This window comes from Methylomonas sp. LWB, from assembly GCF_001856095.1.
GTDB lineage: Bacteria > Pseudomonadota > Gammaproteobacteria > Methylococcales > Methylomonadaceae > Methylomonas > Methylomonas koyamae_A.
On the sequence record NZ_MKMC01000006.1, the window covers coordinates 1 to 23,525 of the forward strand.

The 23,525-nt window shown below is 53.0% G+C and carries 30 protein-coding genes; 4 read left to right on the forward strand and 26 right to left on the reverse strand.

Features of this window, described 5'->3' with window-relative positions; translation table 11 throughout:
* Positions 1–129: 129 nt before the first annotated feature.
* Positions 130–480 (reverse strand): IS66 family insertion sequence element accessory protein TnpB, encoded by a 351-nt coding sequence (tnpB, locus tag BJL95_RS02820; protein WP_064031840.1) that lies wholly within the window; start codon positions 478–480, stop codon positions 130–132.
* Entirely contained in the window at positions 456–863 is a 408-nt protein-coding gene (locus tag BJL95_RS02825; RefSeq protein WP_254786668.1) for a transposase, read from the reverse strand. The genes tnpB and BJL95_RS02825 overlap by 25 nt, the downstream gene beginning before the upstream one ends.
* A 453-nt stretch (positions 864–1,316) precedes the next feature.
* Here BJL95_RS02825 and BJL95_RS23560 point away from each other — a divergent pair, with 453 nt between their 5' ends.
* Positions 1,317–1,553 (forward strand): DNA-binding protein, encoded by a 237-nt coding sequence (locus tag BJL95_RS23560; RefSeq protein ID WP_082880795.1) that lies wholly within the window; start codon positions 1,317–1,319, stop codon positions 1,551–1,553.
* Complete coding sequence (locus BJL95_RS02830; protein ID WP_071155317.1) at positions 1,540–1,959, forward strand: type II toxin-antitoxin system VapC family toxin; 420 nt, start codon at positions 1,540–1,542, stop codon at positions 1,957–1,959. Before BJL95_RS23560 ends, BJL95_RS02830 begins: the two co-directional genes overlap by 14 nt.
* Before the next feature lie 93 nt (positions 1,960–2,052).
* Here BJL95_RS02830 and BJL95_RS02835 read toward each other — a convergent pair whose 3' ends face one another.
* From BJL95_RS02835 to BJL95_RS02855, 5 genes are all read right to left on the reverse strand, one after another.
* On the reverse strand, positions 2,053–3,066 hold the full coding sequence (locus BJL95_RS02835; protein WP_071155319.1) for a Wadjet anti-phage system protein JetD domain-containing protein: 1,014 nt from the start codon (positions 3,064–3,066) through the stop codon (positions 2,053–2,055).
* Entirely contained in the window at positions 3,063–4,367 is a 1,305-nt protein-coding gene (locus BJL95_RS02840; RefSeq protein ID WP_071155321.1) for a hypothetical protein, read from the reverse strand. The genes BJL95_RS02835 and BJL95_RS02840 overlap by 4 nt, the downstream gene beginning before the upstream one ends.
* A gap of 167 nt (positions 4,368–4,534) precedes the next feature.
* Positions 4,535–4,999: a hypothetical protein gene (locus BJL95_RS24430; RefSeq protein ID WP_139306104.1), complete on the reverse strand. Its 465-nt coding sequence runs from the start codon at positions 4,997–4,999 to the stop codon at positions 4,535–4,537.
* Positions 5,000–5,348: 349 nt separating this feature from the next.
* Complete coding sequence (locus BJL95_RS02850) at positions 5,349–5,786, reverse strand: DNA-binding transcriptional regulator (RefSeq protein ID WP_071155325.1); 438 nt, start codon at positions 5,784–5,786, stop codon at positions 5,349–5,351.
* Positions 5,787–5,803: 17 nt separating this feature from the next.
* Positions 5,804–6,115 carry a DUF4258 domain-containing protein gene (locus BJL95_RS02855; RefSeq protein ID WP_175463633.1) on the reverse strand — a complete coding sequence of 104 codons (312 nt, stop codon included), beginning with the start codon at positions 6,113–6,115 and terminating at the stop codon, positions 5,804–5,806.
* 296 nt (positions 6,116–6,411) lie between these two features.
* On the opposite strand from BJL95_RS02855, the gene BJL95_RS02865 reads away from it, so the two are divergent.
* A complete protein-coding gene (locus tag BJL95_RS02865; protein WP_071155331.1) occupies positions 6,412–6,891 on the forward strand; it encodes a hypothetical protein in 480 nt (159 codons plus the stop codon).
* A gap of 270 nt (positions 6,892–7,161) precedes the next feature.
* Here the strand turns inward: BJL95_RS02865 and BJL95_RS02875 are convergent, their stop codons facing one another.
* The 16 genes from BJL95_RS02875 to BJL95_RS02950 form a co-directional block, all read right to left on the reverse strand.
* The gene (locus BJL95_RS02875) at positions 7,162–7,836 is read right to left on the reverse strand and encodes a Rha family transcriptional regulator (RefSeq protein WP_071155336.1); all 675 of its coding nucleotides are present in this window, start codon (positions 7,834–7,836) and stop codon (positions 7,162–7,164) included.
* Positions 7,833–8,090 carry an AlpA family transcriptional regulator gene (locus tag BJL95_RS02880; RefSeq protein WP_071155338.1) on the reverse strand — a complete coding sequence of 86 codons (258 nt, stop codon included), beginning with the start codon at positions 8,088–8,090 and terminating at the stop codon, positions 7,833–7,835. The genes BJL95_RS02875 and BJL95_RS02880 overlap by 4 nt, the downstream gene beginning before the upstream one ends.
* Positions 8,091–8,166: 76 nt before the next feature.
* Complete coding sequence (locus BJL95_RS02885) at positions 8,167–9,684, reverse strand: hypothetical protein (protein ID WP_071155340.1); 1,518 nt, start codon at positions 9,682–9,684, stop codon at positions 8,167–8,169.
* Between the two features lie 3 nt (positions 9,685–9,687).
* Positions 9,688–10,530: a hypothetical protein gene (locus BJL95_RS25025; protein WP_175463634.1), complete on the reverse strand. Its 843-nt coding sequence runs from the start codon at positions 10,528–10,530 to the stop codon at positions 9,688–9,690.
* A gap of 5 nt (positions 10,531–10,535) precedes the next feature.
* Positions 10,536–11,288, reverse strand: coding sequence for a hypothetical protein (locus BJL95_RS02895; RefSeq protein WP_071155342.1), 753 nt, complete (start codon positions 11,286–11,288; stop codon positions 10,536–10,538).
* A gap of 3 nt (positions 11,289–11,291) precedes the next feature.
* The gene (locus tag BJL95_RS02900) at positions 11,292–11,906 is read right to left on the reverse strand and encodes a hypothetical protein (RefSeq protein WP_071155344.1); all 615 of its coding nucleotides are present in this window, start codon (positions 11,904–11,906) and stop codon (positions 11,292–11,294) included.
* Entirely contained in the window at positions 11,903–12,388 is a 486-nt protein-coding gene (locus BJL95_RS02905; protein WP_071155346.1) for a hypothetical protein, read from the reverse strand. Before BJL95_RS02905 ends, BJL95_RS02900 begins: the two co-directional genes overlap by 4 nt.
* 19 nt (positions 12,389–12,407) lie before the next feature.
* Positions 12,408–12,983, reverse strand: a complete 576-nt coding sequence (locus BJL95_RS02910; protein WP_071155348.1) for a hypothetical protein — start codon at positions 12,981–12,983, stop codon at positions 12,408–12,410.
* Between the two features lie 119 nt (positions 12,984–13,102).
* The gene (locus tag BJL95_RS02915; protein WP_064025262.1) at positions 13,103–13,543 is read right to left on the reverse strand and encodes a hypothetical protein; all 441 of its coding nucleotides are present in this window, start codon (positions 13,541–13,543) and stop codon (positions 13,103–13,105) included.
* A gap of 42 nt (positions 13,544–13,585) precedes the next feature.
* On the reverse strand, positions 13,586–14,338 hold the full coding sequence (locus tag BJL95_RS02920; RefSeq protein ID WP_071155350.1) for a VPLPA-CTERM sorting domain-containing protein: 753 nt from the start codon (positions 14,336–14,338) through the stop codon (positions 13,586–13,588).
* Positions 14,339–14,516: 178 nt separating this feature from the next.
* Positions 14,517–15,050 carry a helix-turn-helix domain-containing protein gene (locus tag BJL95_RS02925; RefSeq protein WP_071155352.1) on the reverse strand — a complete coding sequence of 178 codons (534 nt, stop codon included), beginning with the start codon at positions 15,048–15,050 and terminating at the stop codon, positions 14,517–14,519.
* Between the two features lie 62 nt (positions 15,051–15,112).
* Complete coding sequence (locus tag BJL95_RS02930) at positions 15,113–15,406, reverse strand: hypothetical protein (protein WP_139306105.1); 294 nt, start codon at positions 15,404–15,406, stop codon at positions 15,113–15,115.
* An 81-nt stretch (positions 15,407–15,487) separates the two neighbouring features.
* A complete protein-coding gene (locus tag BJL95_RS02935) occupies positions 15,488–16,486 on the reverse strand; it encodes a hypothetical protein (protein ID WP_071155356.1) in 999 nt (332 codons plus the stop codon).
* A 2-nt stretch (positions 16,487–16,488) separates the two neighbouring features.
* The gene (locus tag BJL95_RS02940; protein WP_071155358.1) at positions 16,489–17,250 is read right to left on the reverse strand and encodes a hypothetical protein; all 762 of its coding nucleotides are present in this window, start codon (positions 17,248–17,250) and stop codon (positions 16,489–16,491) included.
* A 2-nt stretch (positions 17,251–17,252) separates the two neighbouring features.
* Positions 17,253–19,316, reverse strand: coding sequence for a phage tail tip lysozyme (locus BJL95_RS02945; RefSeq protein ID WP_139306106.1), 2,064 nt, complete (start codon positions 19,314–19,316; stop codon positions 17,253–17,255).
* Entirely contained in the window at positions 19,316–19,831 is a 516-nt protein-coding gene (locus BJL95_RS02950; protein ID WP_139306107.1) for a hypothetical protein, read from the reverse strand. Before BJL95_RS02950 ends, BJL95_RS02945 begins: the two co-directional genes overlap by 1 nt.
* Between BJL95_RS02950 and BJL95_RS02955 the strand changes: the two genes are divergently transcribed.
* Entirely contained in the window at positions 19,814–20,197 is a 384-nt protein-coding gene (locus BJL95_RS02955) for a hypothetical protein (RefSeq protein WP_139306108.1), read from the forward strand. The genes BJL95_RS02950 and BJL95_RS02955 overlap by 18 nt on opposite strands.
* Positions 20,198–20,584: 387 nt before the next feature.
* Here BJL95_RS02955 and BJL95_RS02965 read toward each other — a convergent pair whose 3' ends face one another.
* From BJL95_RS02965 to BJL95_RS02975, 3 genes are read right to left on the reverse strand one after another with little or no spacing between them, the layout of a single operon-like run.
* The gene (locus tag BJL95_RS02965) at positions 20,585–20,881 is read right to left on the reverse strand and encodes a hypothetical protein (RefSeq protein ID WP_071155368.1); all 297 of its coding nucleotides are present in this window, start codon (positions 20,879–20,881) and stop codon (positions 20,585–20,587) included.
* Positions 20,881–22,725 (reverse strand): toprim domain-containing protein, encoded by a 1,845-nt coding sequence (locus BJL95_RS02970; RefSeq protein WP_071155370.1) that lies wholly within the window; start codon positions 22,723–22,725, stop codon positions 20,881–20,883. Before BJL95_RS02970 ends, BJL95_RS02965 begins: the two co-directional genes overlap by 1 nt.
* Positions 22,722–23,525 (reverse strand): hypothetical protein, encoded by an 804-nt coding sequence (locus BJL95_RS02975; protein ID WP_071155372.1) that lies wholly within the window; start codon positions 23,523–23,525, stop codon positions 22,722–22,724. The genes BJL95_RS02970 and BJL95_RS02975 overlap by 4 nt, the downstream gene beginning before the upstream one ends.

Sequence of the window (23,525 nt, forward strand, 5' to 3'; positions counted from 1 at the left end):
CGCTCGACCGTCACCAACCGCAGTTGACTCGCCAGCCGTTGCTGCTCGGCCAGCAAGGCTTGGTAGTCTTCGGTGGACAGCGTGATGGTGGGCGTCATGCCGTTATTTTACCGGCTTTACATCCGCGTTTCAGCCTACTTGGGTATAGGTTCGTGCCGGATGCGGCCGCATCGCGGCCAAGTCAATACCGGCTAACAACCAGTGGAGTTGCTCGACCGTCAACGTCACAACTGCTGCCTCTTTCGGCCAGTGAAAACGGTCGGCTTCCAGCCGCTTGAGCATCAACCAAAAACCGGTGCGGTCCCACAACAGCAGTTTGATCCGATCCCGCCGGCGATTGCTGAACACGTAGATGGCCGGCTCGAACGGATTCAAGCCTAATGCCTGCTCAACCAGCAGCGCTAAACCATTGATGGCCTTGCGGCCGTCGACCGGCTCGCGGTGCAGGTAGACCTTCAATCCTGCGTCGAAACGAAACATGGCAGCTCGGCCAACGCCTTCAAAATCACCGGCAGGTCGCTCAGCTCGACAGGCTGTAACGCGAGTTTAACGCCGTTGGGCAACTCCGCACTGAGCGCTGACTCAGCCGGTTTCTCTGCGCTCAGCGACTGAACGGGCACAAAAGCCGGCAACGTTAATGGACTGTTCGGATTCGGATGTCCTGTTTCTCGGTAATGCCCCATCCACTTGCGCAGCAGATTGGCATTGATACCGTATTGCAGAGCGATCTTGGCAACCGATGTGCCCGAATGCAAGCAAACTTTCACTAGCTCCCGCTTGGCTTCCGGATCATAAAGGCAACGGCCGTCTCGCCCGTGCCCCACGATTAATGGCCGCGATAATCGCGTGTTATGCTCCTTCATAGGTGTCCACCTGATTATAAGTGGACACTATCTTCGTTCCTTTCGAGCTGTTTATACAGATGCTGTTAAAGGACCGCTTACCTTAAATCTCGCGTAAGCCTAAATTTCAGGCACAAAAAAACCAGCTCTGATTTCTCAGTAACTGGTTGATTTTCTTATCGAATTGCTGGTGGGTCGTGTGCGATTCGAACGCACGACCATCGCATTAAAAGTGCTCAAAGCGCCACTTAAATCATTATAAATCAATGACTTATGCTGGTGGTTTTGCGTGAGTTTGCATAACAAAGCATAACGAATCACAACTCAAATACGCAAAATTCACGCATATCATCTTGATAGATTTACCGATTGGTATCGGCATTCGTTGCCATTCAATCCTGTAAATTCAATATTGAGTTGTTGCTATCAGGCATAGGTGATAGCATTGATAGCAACCAATCTTCGGAGATTACCATGCCTAGTCTAGTTGTCAGAAACCTTGATGAATCCATCATTAACGCACTTAAAGCGAGAGCAGTTGCACATCACCGCTCTACCGAGGCGGAGCACCGCGCGATTTTAGCGGAGTTTTTGTTAAGTCCCCAACGTAAAACCTTTGCAGAGGCATTAACTAATATGCCTTCTGTCGGTATAGATACCGATTTTCAACGCGTGAATGACGACACTCCGGCAACCAATGTATTTGATTGATACTAACGTCATCAGTGAGATCAGAAAAGGCGACAAAGCCAATCCAGGGGTTCGCCGTTTTTTTGATGCTGCAATCCAAAATAATCAAAAACTTTATATTTCTGTGGTCACAATTGGGGAACTACGCAGAGGTGTCGATTTGATTTTTCATCGCGATGACATCGCGCAAGGCAAGCTTTTAGAAACGTGGCTAAATTCAATTCTTGAACACTATCAAGAAAACATTCTCGGCATTGACTGCGAGATTGCATTGATCTGGGGAAAAATGCGCGTTCCTAATCCTCAGCATCCCATCGACAAGCTGATTGCGGCAACTGCATTGATTTATGATTTGACGGTTGTGACTCGTAATACAGAGGATTTCCAAAATACCGGCATCGCTCTAGTGAATCCATTTTCTAAATAATTCTGTTGCAACATAGCGTCGCCAGTTCGGTTTCTGCCAATCAGGTCTGTCTGACATCTTAAAAGTATCGAGTTTAATTAGATGGGATATTTACTAGGCAGGATTGCTAAGGGGGGCTCTCTCCCAATTCCTAAAAAGCTGCTCGGTCCCAAGACTCTCCTGCGGTATCCAGTAATCCAAAGCCCAGAGCTCCAAAATACGATCGCTCAATTCGGGCAGCCAACGCTGAGCGGCTTGTTTGTCACCAGATAATCTATTGACAGGAGACCTCCGTTTTCCATTTTCAAGCACAAATTGGTATAAGCCAATATCAGGCAAAACAACTGACTCATTAGCATCATTGAAGCTAAGAGGTATCAAAATGCCTGCCGGATCCAGATCGCCAAAGTAGAGTGCTCCGTTAGCATCACATTCTCTGAGAACCTCTTGAAGTGCTTGGCCGGTGGAACAAAAAGCCTTTCCAGATCCATATACCACCGCAGCATATTGACAAGACTGGACATTCCACTCGGCCAGGCTCCAATAGGTGTGATGATTTTCTACGATAAGAACCGGCTGGCCGGGTGCATTAGCCGCTCGGTAGGGCAAAGGATGCGGAACATGAAAAGCGCCAATTAATGACAGAGGCAATCGACCTGAAAAAAGCGCATTGTTTCTGGCCCTTGAGTCCAAGTATTTTTCGTCGCCAAATATTTCCAATGATCGCTCTCGAAGAGGAACCTTCATAAATTTTCCTCGTCGACGATGCAACCAGTCGTTGATTTTTTTAGCAGTCAGAAGCTCGCTTTCGGTCAGTTCAGTCCAAAAACCAAGCTCCGGAAGCCAGGAAATATTCGACCAGTTGTTGCGCGGTTTAACTTCATCTTGGTTTACTAAAGTTACAAACTTAGGCATTGGCGGATTACCAACTTTCTCGAAGCTACCGGAAGCGGGTAATGCAATGTACCCGTGGCCTGCCATTTGTTTCAGCGAAGCCATCATGAGGGCATCGCGTTCAGGGTGCTGTAATTGTTCAGGGTTAACCTGTAACCAGTAACGCCGAAGATCTGACAAATCGATGCGTTTACGACGCACTGTCCGCAAGGCCAAAAGAAATTCGGCATTCACGCTACACCTTCCTTGGTTTCTGTCAGATCTTCAAACGTGGCAGATACCATTTCGATGTGGGATCTATTGGTTTTACTATTAGCGCCGGATTTTCTTAGACGGATAACTCGTCGGAATCCGAACAAAATGTTGTAGTCAGCATTCGCCGTGAAGAAAATCAGCTGCACACCAATTTCTTTGGCTAATAATCGCTGCACATCAATGAGGGCACGGGTCTGAACTTTGGCAAATGGGTTGTCAAGAATAAGTGGCCCGCCTCCACCACGTTTGGTTCGAGCTTGAGTATCGGCACGCAATTGGCTAATCAGCAAATAGAGAAACATAGCAATCACTGTACCCTGTCCCTTCGATCCTTTAAGCTCACCAGCAAGCTGATACTGATATACCTCGTTCTGCTCCATTTTTAACACTTGCAACCCCAGTTCCTGACGCCCACAAACGGCAGTGAGGCATTGCGCAACTAAGTCAGCACCCTTGGCGGGAATCACGCTGCTTTTTATTAACCCATTTAGATAATGCCGGATTGCGTCTTTACGATTGTCGACAGAAACCCCTGAAAATGATGCTTTCATTTTGAGTATGTGTTTACCCCCAACATAGGGCGCTGTAATCGGCATAGTTTTAGCGCAAGCGCGATTCAGAAGTTGAATTCCCTCATAGGTCAGATTGTAAAGCTCCCCGACACAATTTTCGAAATCTGGTTTCATACCTTCCAAGGTATCTCGAGTCGCGCTAATTCTATCCTCGACTAACCCAAGAATACGTTCTTGGTCTGAACATGCCGCTTCAAAATCACTATCTGTAATGTCGCGAGCCAATTCCGGCTCGATTTCAACAAACTCCTTAGTGCTAGCAGTCTTGGTGAGATCCCGAAATGCTATGTGAGCTTTATTCCGTAGCGTAGTAAGCTCTTCATTTTGTTTTCGGAATCTCTCGATCAACTCGTTTGCAAAAGCCGATACGTCATGTTCGGGCAGCAAAATTGGTTCGGCTTCATTGGAAACTTCGGGTATAGCTGCTCTTAATGAACCCATGAGCGTTCCAAGTTGATTAGCATCCACTTCGGCTTGATTAGCTTCATTATCTGCTTCTGCTGCTGCCTCGTTTGCCTTGGCGATCATTGCCTCAAGTTTTTTAATTTCTGTTATTGCTATTTCAAGCGTAATAGCAAGTTCATCGTCCGATTTTTCTTCTATGTCTAGGAAAGACCGAGAATTCAATTTGTGCTCTTTCCAATAGTTGTCACGTATTGCCACGAGGCCAGCTAATAGTTCTCCAAGCTCTCGCGATTTAGCATCCAACTGTTCGGTAATTTTATTCTGCTCACGAATGGCGCTTTCAAAATCAAGACTAATTAAGGGCTCCAGATCTGCCGTATTTAAGCGGTATTATGTAGCACTTGCACAAAACGGAAAATAACGCCTCACCGATAAATATTGACTCCTAAAATGAAATTGACAATTCCTTTTTATTTCGGTGTTTTATGCGAACCAGGCTTCCATCCAGTATTAACGTTTTTATTGCAAGAATCGCAGACCAATCGAGTTCCATTGAGCGCCGTATTCATAAAAACTATTTGTTGTTTACGTGCGCAGTCTGCACAAATATAAGTCGGCGTTTCTTCGGTATCGTATTCTGGCTTAACGCGATACACGATAGAGCCAGATTCAAGTTTGTGAAGCGAATAATGCGCGAACTCTCGATCAAATGTTTCTTGTCTGCTTTCTTTTTCTCTAAGCTCTGCCAACTGATTTATGAGAGACGCATTTTCGTCTCGTAGCTGATTGATTAGATTGTAAGCTGATTCAAGTTTAGAGCTTACCTCGCTTACCGCAACAACAATTTCATTGTAATTTCTAAGAGATTTATTAGCCTTTAAAAAATCAGAAATTACCTTTAAGCTTTGCAGCCCCGCATTGGCCTCTGTAAACATGACTAGGCCTTACCCAAACCTAACCATATCAACCCCAATAGTCCTCATGCACTGCAATCCGCAATGTGGACATTTTGAATATTCAGTCATCAGCATGCCTCCCTCATGTTTTTCGGTTATTTTTGACGTTAACTAAGGTAGGTTAGCAGAATCTAAGCAATAGACCAGATAGAAACTCCTTTGTACTTTCCGGTCTCGGCAATAAGCCCCAGCACTCTTTGGCAATGACTTGGTTTTGCTGAATGATCAAACGCTGGAGTTCGCGTTTTTCTTGAAACGATAGCGGCTCATTGAGTTGATTGTTCAAGTCTAGCCTCCTCAGAATGCCCCGAAGCCGCCGTGGATAGCATCAAGCGGCTTTTTTCCAGCCGGCGGCATCGTCCTTGAACAATTGGCGTTCTTGCTTACGCTCGTCAATGTCGCGAATACGGGCAATCAGCTCTCGAACACCGGTTTTTTCGCCATAGAACTCAATGACGCAAACCCGCAATAACCGGTCGGCCCATTTGGGCACCTTGCCGGATTTTTCCCAGCGGGCTACGGCTTGCTCATCATTGCCCAGCAGGTCGGATAATGCTTTTTGCGATAAATCCAATTCCTTGCGCAGAAACCGGAATTCCTTTCCGGTCAAAGTGGGCTTGTTGAATACGAGGTCATGCGCGATGGCTTTGTGCAATCCCCTGGTGTCGGTAATTGACACGCATTCGCCGAACTCTTCGTCGTCGATACTGGAGTAACCATTCACGAGCCAGATATTATCCAGTCCGCAGTCTTTGTAGTGGTACATAATCGTTTGCCTCCGGCTTAAAACACTGTGACGATCACCGTGCGTTCACCATGATTGTTATGCTTGATCGCAACAGCGACCGTCACGACGCTTCCGGCCGTGTAATGCTCCAATGTACACCGCCAATCGCCTTTAGGATCGCGGCAAGGCGATTCCGTGATTTTTCCCTTCTCCAGGCATGAAAGCACTTGCGGCCGGGTGATTTTTCGCTCCATCATGCGGTCGATAGCGTGTTTGGAAAAGAACACGCGACCGTCGTCCGCCGCGCATTCTCGCAAAATCGTGAGTGCGTCCGAATCGGACATGTTGAGGTATTTTATCACCGCCATACCTATCATTTTAATAGGTATTGATGAGAATACAAGGGAATTGATGGGGGTCAACAGGTATGAAAACCGACACCGCGCCGGCATTCGCATGAATCAACTTATGGGCTGGCTTGGCGTAGCGATCCGGAACGCATTTGGTCTTCATAAGGCCGATAGCCCGCTGCTGTCCGATTGTGGTCTTGGAATTCCCCAGACGACGCCAGCGGGATTATCATTCGGGCCCTATGGGGACGGTTACAGGCAGGCAAATCCTGAGCCGGTAATTGTTTATCGATTCTGGGCGAGAGGTGGCAGTAATGGCGAGAACTAGGCAACTTTTCAAAGCGTTCTGCCTTCGTGTCTTAGAGATCGCATCCGCGTTCCCGCTGATTAGATTTACAGGTTGGTTTGGTATCCTTCTGGTCGTTTTGGTTGTTTTGGGACTTCCGGTAGGGCTGTACGCGTACAACTTCCGGCACTCTAGCCTGTCACCGGCTCCTGCGGATTGGGGCGTACTAGGCGATTACCTGAACCCGTTTATCAGTGTTCTGAATCTGTTGGTTGTCGCCTATATCGCTCATAAGGTCAATTTCGAGCAACGCCGCAAGGATCTGGAGGACCGCGATACTGAGCGCCAATTGAATTTGGTGTCCGATTTGCTGAGAGAGTGGATGTCGGAAAACATGTATCAGAGTCGAACCAAGGCCGATTGCCTGTTGAAGGTGAATCCGGACCGTTCCTTCGATCACTTCGACGCACTATTCCCCTGGAAACTGTCGATCTTTGGATTGTCATAGGATTTTTCCAACGCTTGGAGGTCATGCGGGCGTACGGTCGGATCACCGATGAGCAAACCAGTACGGTGTTCGGCCAGATATTTATTTGGTGGGACATAATGTGGTTACACGAGGGAATACCGGGTGATTGGGATTCACGTGACCGCATAGACAGCTTGCGGGCAGCAATAACAAGAGCCACGCCAGCGGCAGAAATGAGGCGTTGGCGTGAGCCGGTCGAGCGCGAACTCGCGGAACGCCTGAAGAGTCACTCCGCGTTGGCTGCGTCAATTACGCCGCCAAAGCCGGCCTAGGGTGCTTGGCCCGGTAATTTGCAACGAAGACTTCCATCAGTTCTTTGCGGTCGGCCTGTTTGGGATGCCGCGTCATTAATCGCATGTTGTGCTTTCGAATCTCGGCCATTAAGCGAGTGTCGTACACGTCCAGCTCGGTTTCGTCGATCGCCGCCCATTTGCCGGTCAGGGCGCGATTGCAAAACATGTGTTCGCTAATGAAGTGCTTGGCGGCGGTCTGTTTGCCAGCGGACTCGCGGATGAAGCGCAACATGTCGGTCATTTCCGCGCCGGTGTTGCGCTTGGCGATCAGTTCGGCGTTACGGCCGGGCTCCGACAAAATTCGGCGCATACGCTTGAACTCTCGAACCAACTCCAGCTTGAATTTTCGGACCACTTCGTTGCTTCGCATGTGTGTCAGCAAGAGCATCGCCGCGTAGTCGTCCATAACCGCCACCTCCGTGTCGCCGCCACCATGTTGTCCTTGTAATCTTGCTCGGATTTCAAATCTGAGCAAGCCTACCTCTTCCAGGTCTGATTTGAACTTTCTGGCAAGCTTGATCGTGCTCTCGTGTTTGACTTGGCATTGTTCCGCGATGATCAAACTGGTCGTGGTCAACTTCCGGCCATGTACTTCGACCAAGGCGAGGTTGGTTTTGGCCTTGGCTTTCATGCCGCCCCCATATTGGCGCCAGGCTCGAAGCTTTCGACCAGAGCCAAAATGTCGGACTTGCGCCATGCCGAGGTCCGTTTGCCAAGCTTAACCGGTTGCGGGTATTTGCCGGCGGCCACCCCATCCAGGAATGTCGAGCGGCCTATCGGCAGGATCGGCTCAATTCCACGCTTTTTGTCGCCGGTGATATGCCAAATCCGGTAAAAACCGGGTGATTGCGCCGCGATTCGGTTCGGGCTGGGTTGATACGCCATCACGACCTCCTTGGGTCTAAAAAATGATGGCTGTATTTTGTTGGACGATTTTTAGGCGGATTCTCGCGTTTTCCGGTTAATCGACTCCAGCGAACATGTCGCTTGCGGCCGCGACGGCGGCGGCAACTACGCCGCCGGTATTCGCCCCGGCGTTTTCGGAAACCATGTAATCGACCCCTTCCATGAAAAGAAAGCAAACCATATCCCACAAGTCGGGGCTTCCGCGTCCCTCCCATGCGGGCGATCCCTTTTCGGGGATTTTTAGCCGAAAATTTCCGGTGTGATCCTTTGGAACCCCTGATGCTTCGGCAACCATCTGCCGACGAAAATCCGGGGTCAGTATCGACAGCCTGCCGGTTTTAGCCGCCAATGCCGCATGGTGCATGGCTTGAGCTCGCAAGTTTTGGTAGCGATCATTATTTTCTTTTTGCCAGCATGGCTTTCCCCAAACTACCGGCTTTAAGACCTGGCCCTGCTCTTCGATTTGCTGGCAGACCGTTCCGCCAATGCCGCCTTTATCAACGACATAGGTAGGGCTCGGCAGATCGGTGCCGGATTCGATTATTCTCTGCGCCAATTTGGATGATTTCACTTTGTTCGTGTATAGCGGTATCTGTATCAGTTCGACTCGCCGTGGATTGTCCCCTCGGTCGCCGTAGCCAATCACCCTGGCAACACCAATGCTCGACTTATCGCGCAACCCTTCGCCGAGCGCAACGTCCGACGACACCACCCAGCCATACGGCTCGTCATCGCCAATGATCCTGCCGTAGCTGTACATCGCATTCGCGAACTTCAAAGACAACAAGAATTTTGACGAATCCTCAGGCGGCAACCCAAACAGCCTGACCCGCTTTTCGTCTTCGTCGTAGTCGCGTAGCTTTTCGGCCAAGTCCACGTCGGAAACCCACGGGGACTCGACAGACGAAAACGTCATGGCGTCCCAAGAGCCGCCGTTTGTCAACGCCAATTCGGTTTGCGTTCGGTGGAAGTATCCGGACAGCCGAGTGTACTGGCTGGTTATCACCATCCGGTTATGCTCTTCAGTCAACGCGCCGGTCAGCGTGTTGAATACCTCATCCGGCACCGTCGAGCCTTCGTCGACAATTACCATGAAGTTTTCGCCATGACGACCAGCCATTTTGTTGGCGGTCTTGGCATTGGCGGTCTTGCTCTCAACGAACCACTGATCGTCATAGCCGACGACGTGGCAGTGGTTGTCGGCGCCTATGAAAATGTGAGGGTATAGCCAGCTAAAATAACCAAGCCCTATTCTCTCGACCGTAATCGCAACTTCTTTCCATAATGTTGCATTCAACTGGTCCATGTCGTTCGCCGTAATCAGCATGACCGATTTCGGCAGGCACAGTAGATGCCACAGAACAATGATGGACAGCGATTTTGTCTTGCCGGTACCGTGACCTGATGATACGGAAACGCGAGACCTGCTCCTTGCGACGGATCGCAACAGCCTGATCTGTTGGCTCGACAGCGTATATCCACAGACCTCGATCGCGAAACGAACAATATCGCCCTGGTATTCCTGGCAAAAACCCAGCCATCGCGGGTCTTCGACTAAAGTCTCCTTCGCCATAAATCAGTCGCTATCGAACTCTTCCCGCTTTAGCCCAAAGGCGGCATATCTGGTAGCCAATAGCTCTTGGTGCTTGCGCTCGGCTTCGGCAACCGAGGCTTTGGTTATTTCCCGCAATTCATCCCACGGGATAGGCGTTATTGACACCTCCGACTTGACTTCCACCTTGTCGCGCCACAGTGTTGGCTGTCGGTTCTTGAGCCACAGAAACGCGGCTTTTGTATCAGGCGGGTAATGCTTGACCAACTCCGTGAGGACGATTTCGTTGTTGATGACAGCTACGTGAGTATCCGGGCATGCGTAGCCCATGCCCCGCTGATATAGCCGCTCGGCCATGCCGGCGTCGGCCAGCATCTTGCCGTTCCTAATGGACTCAAAAAAGGTGACATGGACCTTCTTCCAGTTGTTGATAGTTTGCTCCGTCACCATGAAGAACTCGGCGAGGTGGCTATCGGTTGCCCCCAACAAACAGAGCTGGTAAGCCTGCCTATCAAAATGAGGCATGTACATACTGGGACGCCCGCCCCGTCTGGCTTCCGCCTCATCGACCTCTTCCCATTCCGGTTCCTGAACAGCTTCCGGCTTCTTCGCCGGCTGTTGCTTTTGATTTGGAATTGGCTTTGGCGCTGGTTGCGCAACCTCTTGAATAGTTGCGCAACTTTTCGATTTTAGTTGCGCAACTTGCCCCGGTCTTTTCGCCCACCCCTGTTGCTTTGCGGACTTGCTGATCGCTTGCCTAGAAACAACATTGCCAAGATGATTGGAAAGCCAATCGAAGCCGTCTCTTGGATCGCATTCCCAGATTTCCCTGGCATCGTGCCATTGATCTTTAGTTAGCTTCGCCATTTTGGCTACGGACTGTTGGCGGAGACCGATGTCTGGAGATTTAGGGCTTTGTCATCAAAGTTCACCTGAACCACTACGGGATAGCCGGCTGGGTCGTCGGTACCTGGTACACCAAGGCCATCGTTCGGCTCTCCGGCTTTGGGCGCGTCGTAGATCGGTATTTGGGCCTTGATTGTGATGTCCACCGCCAGCATGACCACGTTCTTCATGCCGGTGCGAATGGCGACGGCCGGAATGTCCGGCGATTCGATGGTCGCTACCCAGTCCTCGCTGATGCCGGCAAACGTGGTCGAATAGCCAAACCGGCGATTTGGCACCGCGTCAATGAAGTTGAGGAATTGCGCCGCAAGCGACCGCGCCGTCGGCTCGTCGGCCGCCGCGAACACCAGTTGAGTGCGGATGTCGCCGAATACAGTCCGCAAGCCGAATAGGCGCTGCTTGGTGTCGCCGGGCATGATGACCTTCATGGAGTTGGCAATCTGCCTTGCGAAATCGCGCCCGGTCGGCGTGTAGCTTTGATCCATTGCCACAAATATTACCGGCAACTTGGCCGACTGTGTCGGCGCGCTGTCGGTATCGTTGCGCTGCCAGGACGCCAACATTTCTTCGGCGGCATCGACCATGCGCGACGGCGCCCAGACGATGCTTTTGGCGACGCCTCGCTCCAGGTATTCGGTCATAGGCTGGGTCGTGGCGACCAGCGAAGCGTAGAAATCGGCCAGGTATTGTCCGAAGCCAACTTTGACGGGTTCGAACATGGTTTAGTACCCCAGGACGGTGGATCGCGTTTTCAAATAATCGGCGTCGGCGCGTGCAGCTTTGGCCTTGGCGGCGGCCGGCCCATTGGCGTCGGCCAAATCGGCCGAGGTCAACGCCTTTTTCAGGTCGGCGTTCTTGAGCCACCAGCGTAATTGCTGCGGCGAAACTTTTACCAAGCTGTGCAGGCCTTTCCAGCCGCGTTCGTAGCTGTCGAGATAGGTGCGGCGCGCGGTATCCATGTCGGGAAAGCACAGCATGACCATGTGTTCGTCGAAGGCGCCGCCGACGTGCTGGTTGATAACCCAGGCGGTTTCCGATTGAGGGTAGGGGCCGATGAAGCAATCGACGGGGTCGCCGTCGGCACCTTTGGTGCCGGAGAAGTAGCCGTAATGCGCGGCCAGCCTGGAAGTCCAGCGCTGGCCGGTTTTCGGATCGACGCCGGTTCGATAGCTGTGTCGCGGCTGCTCGATTGCAACCGGCATGCCGTAAATTGAGACGCGGCCTAACTTGTAATTGCCGGCCAGGCATTGCCGATCGGTCGGCGTTGGTCGCTGGTTGTGGCCGAACGCGCCGTCGTGGGCGGCGTTTTCGATTTTTGCAAAGGCGTCTGAGTTCATGCGGGGGCGTCCTGGTGGGGTGTGGCCGGGGTATCTCGGTCCGTCGTGCTGGATTCGCGCTTGTCGGCGTGCTCAATTTCCAGTCTGTTGCGCCATTTGTCAGGCTGGCGGTTAGTCAGCCAGAAAATGCAGGCATCGGTATCGGGCGGCATTTCGCTGGTGACGGTGACCGTTTCGTAGGACGTGACTTCGCCGGCTGGGTTCTTGATTTCGCGCGTGGTGACTTCGGTGCAGGGGTAACCGGTGCCGCGCCGAAACAGGCTGCTGGCGATTTCAGCATCGGCCAGGATTTTTCCGCGCTTAATCGCGTCGGCGAATTCCGGGTGCTGTTTAGTCCAGCTTTTGACAGTGGCCGCCGAGACGTTGAAAAATTCGGCGAGTTGCTCTTGGGTCGCGCCCAACAGGGTGTAATTGTGGGCGAGCTGGACGTATTCCGGCTTGTAGCCTCGTGGGCGGCCGCCTTTTTTGGTGTTTTCGGTCATGGTGGTGAAGTCAAAAGGATTATTGGAGGGACTGGCGCAGTTCGACCAGTTCGTTGGCGTTGTGCTTTGCGTCTTGGCGAAGCTCGCAAATTAAGCGATCGAGCTTGGCGCCGCCGGCCATGTCGTCGAAATCCGGGTTCAGTTGGCGAAACCGGTCGAGCGCTTGCTGAATTTCTTGAGTTTTTTCCGAAAAGTGCTGGGTCTGTTTGGCGATCTGTTTGACGGCATTCATCAGGCGGCGGATGTCGGCGATTTCGTCGGCGATCAGGTCGGTCAAAAGGTCCGCAACCTGGTTTTCGCGGGCTTGCTTGACGTCGCGTTGTGGATAGTTAGAGAAGCCAAACAAAAAATCTGCGCTGACCCCGTAATTTAAAACGGCCGGGACGAGAACCTTGGGCTGGATGTAGGCGAGGCTTTCGCACGTTGGCGACTCGATTTTGCTCAGGCGGGACGAATTGGCAAATCCGAACAGCGGAGCGGCTTCAATTTGCTCCAGCCCACACAGTTGGCGGGCCTGGAGCATCCGCGCGCCGAAATTCAGCGACATCGCGTGTTTGATTTCGTCAGGCTTTAAATTGGTATAAGAAATAAGCATTTATGCCCAAAATCGGTGGTTTTTAGGCATTTAATCATGGGTTTTTTGCTAAATTCGCGGCGATTTCCAGGTTTAATCGCGGTTGAATTGTTAGTTCGAGCAGCTAGTGCTGGATGGGATTAATCTCCAGAGACGATCGGGATCGTGATGTATTCCATTGCAAGCATGATCCAGAACGTCAGGCTCAAGGCGTACGGGAGTAGCATAGTAATCAGCACCACCCATCCCCAAAAAAGTCGGTATTTGGGGGGCTGCAAGACGCCTGCGCTGAAGGACGCCTCTTGATAATGGGTGACCAGTTGCGAGATTCGGATTTCCGCCAAGCCGAACATGACGGAAAGTGCGATGCCGGCGATAGTGACTAAGAGCTTTTGATGGCACAGATGAACGAAAGCCGACCCGGCTTTCGAGAAGACAAAGCCGACCAACGCTCCGAGAATGGCGGTAAACACTGTGAACATGGCGAACCGCATATTACCGTAATGGCGCGCGGTTTCACTGGCGCCGGTGCCCGCAGTCCCCGTTGGTTCTGATTTTGGATTGCGGCGAAAATCCCTCATCCCTTATTGCAGCCGTGCGGAATATGCAAGGATGCGGCGGGTTTATCGTGTTTGGCGTAAGCGGCGACGTTTCATGCCAGCCAATCCCAATAGGCCGCTTCCCATGAACCAGGCCGCGCTCGGCAACGGCACCGGAACCACGGTGCTGATTTGTCCCGGGCTGATCGCCCAGGCAAATCCCTTAAAATTATTCAAATAATTACCCTGATAGCCTCGATTGGTAAAGAAGAGCCAAGCATAGTCGGTATTGGAAGTATCTTCGGTATCCAGCCAGTACGCATAGGTGCGTTCGTTGGTAAAGGTATCGGTATTGGGAATATTGTAGCTCCTAGCCCCACCCAATTCGTTGTAGAACAGTTTTTCAAAGGCTGTGTTGTTTATGTTGTAACCCGATTGAGGATTGCTGCCGGCGGATGGCAGCATCCATTGGTTGCTGCCACCGTAGTTGATGTTGTTAAGGTATTGGATGAACGCTTGAGCTCCGAACCAGGTGAGGTAGCCGTTTCCGCCAACTGTTGAACCGAAATCAACGCTTGTCAGGGTATGGTTAGTATTGTTGACAGGGCTATAAATCGAGCCAATATTGCTGATAATAGTGTTGATCAAATTGGGATTGTCGGCCGTCAAGGTGCCAAATAGGTTGGCATCCTGGGTCCATGTGACATCTGCAATGCTGCTATAGACCAAACCAACGCCGTCGACGCCGGTGTAGCTGGTCAGTGTCGCATGGGCGTTATTAAATGCAATCATACTCAGGAACGAGTAAGCCGCCAGTGATAATTGTTTGAATCTCATCAGTTTTTCCCCTTTTAAATATGTCAGATTGCAATAGTGGTTCTACAGCGGCCAGATTTGCAGCGGGCGCGAATGGAGGGTGGCCGCCGAGTATTGCAATGAGAGCGCTTTAGTTACTTAGAGGTTAAACAGAAGCCTCGGCGGCCTAGCGTAACTTTAGGCCTGTGGTTGTTAAAAATCAAACGTTTAAAGTCTGTTTGTTGCCGATCGGATGCGCCACCTTGATTTTTCTTGCCGCAGAAACAGCCCGCAGAAGCCGCGCCCCGGCCGGCATGTCGATGAAGCCCGCGTTCGCCTTTTGGAAAGCCTCGAAGGCCATTACTATTTCGGCGAGCGCCACTTGCGCGCGGTGATTGATTTCGTCCGCGTCGGCCTGGCGGGCGACGAGCGTGGAGTAGTGCTTTAGGTGAATCCGCTGCAGGCCGGCCAAAAGATCGCGGCCCGCGTCTTCTTTCTCCCATTCGATGAGCCCCAGTAGCCAATCGACTGATACCGCGTACGTCTCGGCGGCGGCTTTGAGGAATTTGATTGGCAGGGGATTAAGTCGGCCTTCTTCCGCGTCAATTACGGCTTGTACGGATGTTTCAATGAGGTTGGCGGCGTGGAATTGCCGCATTCTCAGCGCTTCTCGCGCTTCCCTCAGGCGCGCGCCGACCGCTTTTAAAACCGCGATTTCAGTTTTATTAGTGTAAATGATTTTGGGGTTGGTCATTATTGCCGGCGCGGGTTGGTTGGGTTGAGGGCGGCGGCGGGCCGCCCCGGATTGGCCAGCGGTTATTCGGCCGTTTCACCTTCGTCGCTGACCGCCGCCGCTTCGCCGTCGCTGTCGTCGGGGATGATTTCAAAGTTGTCGACAACCCATTCGGCGACCGCATCGAGGTCGGAAAGGTGCTGGTCGATCTGGCGCAAAAGGTTGAGATTTACTTCGTCGCCAAGGATAACACCGCTATTCGGTTCGAACTGGGTTCTCATCAGGTCGCTCAGCGCGCGGATGTCCTCGATTTTTCCGGCCACGGCCGAGTAGAGGTCAACGTTATTGAATTCGGTCAGTTCGCCGCCGGCCGGCATTACGCGGTGTGTGAAATTGGGTTGTTGCATGGTTTTACCTCGTTGGTTGGTTAAAAAGTGGGTTCGGGGCGGGACTGCGGTTTATCTCTTATTTGCGGCGATAAGCGCCATGATCTGCTCCATCGTCATGCCGGAAGCCGCCAGGATGGCGGCGGCGTTATTCGCCTCCTGCGCTGAGGCGCGCTTTGGCCGCTTAGGCGGCGGCGCCGTTTTGGCTACTTTTTGAGCGGCTTTTGCTGTTTTGGTGATGACCTCGATTTTTCGTGGGGTCAGCTTCTGCTTGGCCGCTAATTCGGAGGCTTCGCGCTGCGTCAGGGTTACCGTTTTTTGCCGGCGCTTGAGTTCCCGGCTCGCATTTTTGGCGCGATCCGACTCAATCATTACGGCGATTTTTTTCCAGATGAAAATCGAGCTGTTGAGCTCGGTCATGACCCGCAAGACGTGTTTGCAGGCGATGCCGTTCAGTTGGGGGTTTTTGAGCTTTGGGAACCCATGCTCTGGACGGCCTGCATTGGCTTTCATGATCGTCGTGATATAACGAAAAACGAACGTGTGGTGATCGCAATCGCAGTCAAACAGGAGGTTTCCTTTGGAAATTTCCTTGGCCGCTTGGAGCGGGGTGCCGGCCTTGGCAAGCCCATGATCGTAGTCGGCCAAAACAATGTGAACGCTATGCCGCGTTGCTTTTGAATCGGGGCCGGCGTTGGTCAAAAATTTGATGTCGCCGTACTTCATGGTTACAGGAACCGCAAAGTAAATTTGCTCCTTGCTCCGGTTTTTGTCTTCAGGCGTCGAAAGGTTGATGACTTCATTGGCGGTGACGCCTTTCTCGACCCTGGATTCCAGGCGGGCGATGTTTTTGCTGAACTCGATCAGGTCTTGTTTTGTGATCTTGCGCATCTGGCCGTTGGCCAGTCCGAGGGTGGTCGTTAGAACCTTGGCCGATCTCCAATCCTTCCCGACGATCTGCTCGGGACGGAGGATGTTGTTGGCATTGTCGCGGCGATTCTGATCGAACTCGCGGAGTGCCTTGAGTTCCTTTTTCGCGCCGGAAATGTCGAATTTTGTTGGTTTTGGCATGGCTATCGAGGCTTGTAAATGGACTGCCAATATTTTCGGTCGATCGCGGTCAATGTCGCCAACGTGATTTGAACCGACATTTCGACGAATCTGCCGGAGCTGTCGATCGGCGCCGTCAACGGCTGGCTGATGGACTCGATGACCATTGGCGCGAAGGTGCGGCCTTTGTAGTTGAATGCGAGCAGGGTCGGCGACTTGGACGGTAGAACGGCCTCGATCCAGTCTTTTGAACCCTTTACGGCGTCGACTGCATTTGTAAGAAGGGTGCTGTCTTTGGCAAGTTCGATCGGTAGCGCCCACTGCATAAGCTGATCGACCGGGTTTTCGACTTCGGCCATAGGATCGCGCCAAGCCCGGAAAAGAAGGGTCATGGGAATCTTGGCCGGCGGCATGCCATTGAACACTTGGACCGAATTTATCTTGGTGATGCCGGTGCGGCCTTCGAATTGCTGGAGTAATTGCGATGCCTTGACATTGGCGTCTCCGCCTTTGTTGCCGCCTATGACTGAGTCGATCAACGGCTGAACTACTCCGGATTGCAGCAGGGCAAATAACGTCGGCGCCTTGGTCTCCGGGCCGGCTTGTTCGAACGGCGATTGCCAATTCAGCGTGATTTCCAGATTGGCGTCGTCCGATACCGCCGCCTTGACGATAGTGTCAGAGTCATTTTTCTTGTTGCCTTCGCGGTCAACTTCCCAGAATGACGCGATCAGATGGGGCGACAGCGCGCCCCAGTCCGACGTGAGAGTTTGAGTTTCACTCATTTTTATTTACCTCCAATTCCGCCGCTGGCGATTTGTGCAATTCGCCAATCAGATAAATCTCGCCCTACGTCCTGCGATGGTAGATTGACTGTGAAGACTGGCGCGGCCGGCGACCCCAGAGGCTCGATGACTTTTGGCGCTTCGGCGAGAGGTGGTATCGTCGGAATTTTAAGCATGGCTACCGACACAGATGGAGCCACATCAATCGTGGCAAACTTTCTTGCGTCGGAGATTCGCTCAGGCTGAACGCCGCCGCGCTTGCCAAGGGCTGATATTTCGTAGGTTTGCTCGACCGCAGCCGTTTTGGCGTCAACGCCGGACGCTGACTTGATGGCCTGGCCGGCTCGACGGTGGGAGTTTTTTAGTTCCCAGTCGATGAAGGCGACCTGCTCTTCAAACGTTGAGTCGCTTAGGTTTTTGCCGAACAGTTGTTTGAACTGGTTTTGCCGTGGTTTGTGCCATTGGGCGATGCCGATGGCGGTGCCTTTGTCGCCAGAGGCTTGCGTATCGAAACCACTTTCTCGACTGATGTTGGCGGCAATTGCGGCCGCATCTTCTTTCGACCAGCCTTTTTGCATCAGCAATTGTATGGATCGCTCTGGACTTCCGACTTCACCGCCAGATTTCGAAAGAGTGACTGCCTTACCAATCGCCTTGCCGGCCGTTGTGTTTTTAGACATCCAGTCAACACCCTGCATGGCTGTGTCGACCAACGACGCCGCCGCCTTCTTGGCAAAATCCCAAGCGTCACCGGCGTTAGCCTTGGTGCGGTCCAGCCACGCCGCGCCTTGTTGTTTTAGGTCGATTCCGGTGTTGGCCTTGACGTAGTTATTGAGGCCATCAAGTTGCTCGCCGACGACATTCGCCACCAGGCCGCCGATGTCTTTCACCTTGGCCCATGACTCGTTGAAGGTCGTGGACATGGTGGATACGGCGCTATCCCAGGCGGCCGCGATCTTGCCGGGAATATCCGCTTCGCGGAGGTCAGATACCAACCCTCCGAACTTATCGCCAATGATCTGGCCGGCTTGGTCGCCCAGGAAGCCGCCGACGATACCGCCGACGATGGTTCCGACCGGGCCGAGCATTGAGCCAGCTAGGGCGCCGGCACCGACGCCGCCAAGGCTGCCAACCCAGCCACCGACCGATGTTCCGGCGGCTTTGTCTTTATCGCGCCGAGAAAGGCTTCTGTCGTTTTCGGTGCCGAAGATGTCGAACGCGGCGCCGCCGGCCGCCAGTAAGGCGCCAAGGACCGGGACGCGTTTGAGCATGCCGAATGCGCCGCGCCCGCCTTTGGCAAGCATCCCAAGCAAGCCACCGCCGACAGCGGTTTTACCCAAGGTGCTGAGCGCCGACCCGATCAAAGGGAGCTTGTTCACCCACGATGCAGCATTGCTCTGCGCGCTTGCGATTGCTGGCTTTCTTTCGATCTTTTCAAGGGTTTCTTTTGTGGCGCGGTTATAAACCGATTCCTCTTTTTGGAATATCGCCAGCTTGGCAAAGATTTTTTTCAGCCACGGCGTTTGTTTGTCGCCCCTGAAAAATTCGAATCCTCGGCGTAGCGGCTCGGCCACTTCGCGCGCCGCCTTCACGGCCGGGTCGGCGTCGTCGATGCCAGACGCGGCGGCAGTTAGGCGGGATAACCGGTCACCGATTGATGCAATGGCCGAAGCCGTTGCCGATCGGTTGCTGGGCGATCCACCATCCGATGCAAATCTGCCGGCCGAGTCCCGACCCGGCAAAGCAACGGGGTGGCTCGACGACCTCTTGATCCGCTCGGCAATCGCCGCCTTCCCGGCCGCTTCCGCGATGGCGGCGGCGCTCGATCTGGTGGCGTTTGGCTCGGCCACGGCCACCTTGGTTGGCGATGCGCTGACAAATCGGCCGGCCGAATCTCGGGCGGGGCCGGCCGACGGCGTCGGCCGACGGTGTTCGCGCCAGCGGCCGGCTATTGCCTGGCGAATGGCCGAAACGTCATCGCGAATGCGAGAAATGTCGGTCGGCATGCGCCCCAGATCAATCGGCTCGCCAATGAGAAATCCTCGGCTGTCACTTTGTAATGACATCACGGGTACACCACGGCGGTTCCAGCGAGCAGGTCAACGTCGTATAGCCCTGGCGAGGGGTAAGGGCCGCTGTAGATGAATGCGTTGAGGTCGTTCGCTTCCGTCTGGCCCGCTGAGATTGTTGCTTGATCGGCCGTATGGGTCGGTGCCGGATACAGTGTTGCAAATTCGGCTGCGGTCAGCGGCCGCTCGGGTTTTGTGAGTTGGCGGGTGTACGCTGAGGTTTTTAGGCCTTTTTGAACATTTAACATGTCGATGTCATTTTGCAGCCGCGTTGTTACCGCTGTGTTGGTTCCGCCGCTGGCGTTCAGCGCCGCGATTTGCGCCTGCTTGGCCGCGATTTCGGCGTCCTCGGCGGCGAATTCAGTCGTGCCGGGTGGGCTTGGAAACAGAGCCAGGAACTCGGCTGGCCGCATGTTCTCTCGCAACGCCGCTTGCCGGCGGCGGTCGTATTCGGCGTTTCGTTGCTCGATTGCCAGGCTGGCGGCGCGGAATGTTTGGCCGAGCGCCGCCATTCGATTTTTGGCGGCCAGAAGGGTGGCGCCGGTTACTTGTTGAAAGTTCACGCTTCCCCCTTAAGCCGCTTCTGCGGGCTGGTCGGCGGCGACTTTGATCGTGGTACCGATCAGCAGGCCTGGGTCGAATCGCGGGGCGTCGGCGAGGAAGGCTTCAACCTTGATTTTTTCGGCGGCGAGGTCGGAAATTTGTTGTTGGAAAGCCTCGATCGCGGGACGCGGATCATCGAGAATTTCGTCGATTTCGACCTGGTTGAATCCTTGTTTTTTAAGCTCCGCCGTTTTTTCGAGGTGCGCCTGTTCGGTGTGGTGTTGGTGTGCTTGCGCCGCTTCAATATCGGCGCCGATCCTGAACAGGCGGCTTGATGCGAGGTTGATTAAGCTTTGGTCCCTGTCGAGATATTGCTGGTTTGCCTGGTCGATGACCGCTTGCGCCGACGAGTCGATTTTTCCGATGATTTCGGCGGCGGCCGCGACGGTTTTTGCGTCTTTATCGCTGAGGCCCAGGGCAGCGCCGTCGATTTTCGCCAGCGCCTCTGCGGCCGGGCCGACTGCATTTTTCAGCGTTTGAGCTTTAAAAAAACTCTGTTTTTGAAATTTTAATGTTGGGTGACATTTTTTACCCCCTTTTTGGTGGAAATTTGAAGTTAGGGTGTAGGCTACAGGCCGGTTTTCGCCGATTTGACCGCTTTTTCCGGTTTTAATGGCATTTTGTTTTCTCGGTTGATAAAAAATCAGTTTGTTGAGTGGCGATTAGATAGGTGCCGGATTCCAGCGCCTTAAGTCGGCGGCGTGCTCTGGCGACCTTGCCTGGACAAGCAATTTGTTTCCGGCCGGCGTCCAGACTTCAACGGCCTGCGGATATGCATCACCGGTTTTTCGAAGCGAATTCCCTGCTATGAAGGCCAATATCTCCGACTTGTGTTGCCGGATGTAATCGCGCTCCTCACTGGATAGCTGAGACGCTGGATTGACCACAAGCGAATCGCCATTGGCGGAAAAAGCGAATCCCGATGACTGAAGGCTGGTGACAAAGTGCAGGACGCTCACTAAAACACCTCGGCATCAATGCCGGCCAAGTCGGCGCTGGGCTGTCCGGTGGTCAAATAGTGAACATACTTGCGCGGCGCTGCACCGGGAGCGCCGAGGAACTGGTGTGAAGCCTTGTGAAACCAGAGCGCAATTCGTGGCTCGTCTTCGCCGTTGCGCTGTTTCTCGCACAGGCAGAGTGCATCTGGCTGTTTTTCGAGCTGCTTGACCTCGATGTCGTCGAGATTTCCTTGCTTTAATTTTTCCTCTTTTTTCCTGTTTCGCCACCAAATCAGCACGGTATCGGCCAGGTTGGTAATGGCGCCACCACCGAGCACGTCGAATTTGCCGCCAGGTTGCTCGTCGTTGTTGCCTTTGCGAAGATGCGCCACGAGGATGATGTGTACGTCATGGTCTTTCGCGAAGTCGGTCAGCTTGTCGACAAAATCGCGTTGTTTGTTGTAATCGTCGGGATCGATGTCCAACTTCGACAGGTTGTCGATGATGAATAGGTTGATGCCGTAGCGCTGGCGCGCGTAGGCGAAAACATCCAGCATGCGTTGACACTTGGCGCTGGTCGAAACATCGAAAACCCATAGACCGTTGCCAAGCCACTGCATGATTTTCGCGACATAAGCGTCGGCCGGTCGATCCACACAGGATGCTTGCCGGACCAGTCGCTGCAACCAGCGCTGAGGTTTAAACTCCATTGAGGCGACACAGGCTCGAATTCCGTGGGCGATGGCATCCAGGGTGATGTGTCCAACGCCTTCGCTTTTGCCGTGGCCGTTGACGCCGGCTAGGATCGTCAATTCGCCGGGGCGAAAATGCAGGGTGGCGCATTTGCTCCACGGCGTGGCGAATCCGATTTCGGCCTGATTGGGGTTAAAAGCAGCAATGACACCATCGACGTATTCGCCGGCATTGCGTAATTCGGTCGGGTCGAGCGTTTTGGCCTTGGCGAGTAGTTCCTGCATGTCTGCCAGCGATACACCAGCGCGTAGACAATCGTTGGCGTCTTTGTGCGGCAACTCGACGACTCGGCAACGGTGCCGCCCAAGCCGGTCGATGATTTCTGCCGTTGCTTGACGGCCCACATCGTCCATGTCCATGGCAACGTAAATCAGATCGAATCGCTCCAGGCTGTCGAACTCGTGCTCGATCCAATCCTGCTTCGCACCGGTGCCACCGCCGAAAGGAACCGACAAAGCCGGAATTTGATATTCGGCAAACGACATGGCGTCGATTTCGCCTTCGCAGATAGCAACGGTCCGCGCTTCTGGTGGTACCGCCTGCCAGCCAAACAAAGCCGGGCGCATGTCGGCTTCAGTGACACCGAATTTTTTACCGGCAACATGCCGAAACTTGGTCATGACCAATTCGCCCGCCGGGTTGTAACAGGGAAACAATACTGATTTTGGCGTTTGGCCGACCCTGAATGCCTTGAGCGTGGCTTCGGAGAGTTTTCGCTCTTGGGTCAGGTATTGCCATGCCGGCGAACCCGGTAATGCATCAGCGGGCTTTGTTGTCGGTTTTTTGTAAACCTTTTGCTGCCGGGCAAAGTGCGGTTTTTTGCCTTCCGGATTTACACCGAGCCATTCTGCGGCTTCAGCCATCGCTTCCGGCATGCTAATGTTTTTCACTTCGCGCCAGAGGTCTAGCAGGTCGCCAGATTCGCCGGTCGAAAAATCCGACCAGATACCGGCTTTATCCCCGTGAAGGTGAACGCCAAGGCTTTTACCTGCCTCACCGGATACTGATCCACAGCGCCACTCGTTGCCTTCACGCTTGCCGTTGGGCAGCAGGTGCTTAGCAACCGCATCGGCATTACGTGCCAGCAATTGTGCGATTTCGGCCGGTCTCATATCAATCCCGCGATGCCAAGGAAGCCGCTTTGGGTTGGTTCGCGGGGATCAGGTGCCGATGGCGAGGAATTAATTTCGTCTTCCCAGCGCCGTTTGTTCAGCCACACTGCCGGCGCCGGGATGTACTGACCTTCATCATTCAGCCAATCACGGGATTGTTTCGCCCGATCCAGTCCCGACATGATTTCCCTAATCAGCTCTTCGGAGGGATTTAGCTTGTCCCACGCATTTTTTGCGTTGGTACGATTCTTCCTCTTTCCGGGATAAGCGATGTAGAACTCGACAAATGAATTTTCAATTTTTTTGTTACGTATGTTTTTAGTTAATGTTTTAGTTAATGTATTAGTTCCGTGTCCCAAATTTGGGACTGTTTCCGCGTAAATTTGGGACTCTTTAGCGGAAAAAGCGGTACTGTTTGCCGGTAAATTTTCGCCTGTTTCCGGGAATAATTGGAACTGTTCCGGTTCTGGAACGGTTCCGCTTTTGGTACTGTTTAAATCGTCTGATTTTGAGCTGCTAATCATTTCAAAAATCCCATTGATTTGGTAAACGACCACCTGCTTGGTATTGCCAACTCGCTTTCCGGTATCGCGAATGAACCCGGAATCACGCAAGGCTGTAAGCGATTTGATTACCGTCTTGCGGTCTAAGCGGGTCTCGCTGTATAAGGCTTGAATACTTTGGTAATACTCGGCCAATTCGCCGCCTGATCGCCTTGCCATAGCAACCAAAATAAATTTCTCGGCAGCGCTCATGCCATGCTGGGCAAAGGCCCATTCGCAGCGCTGGTAATAATCCAT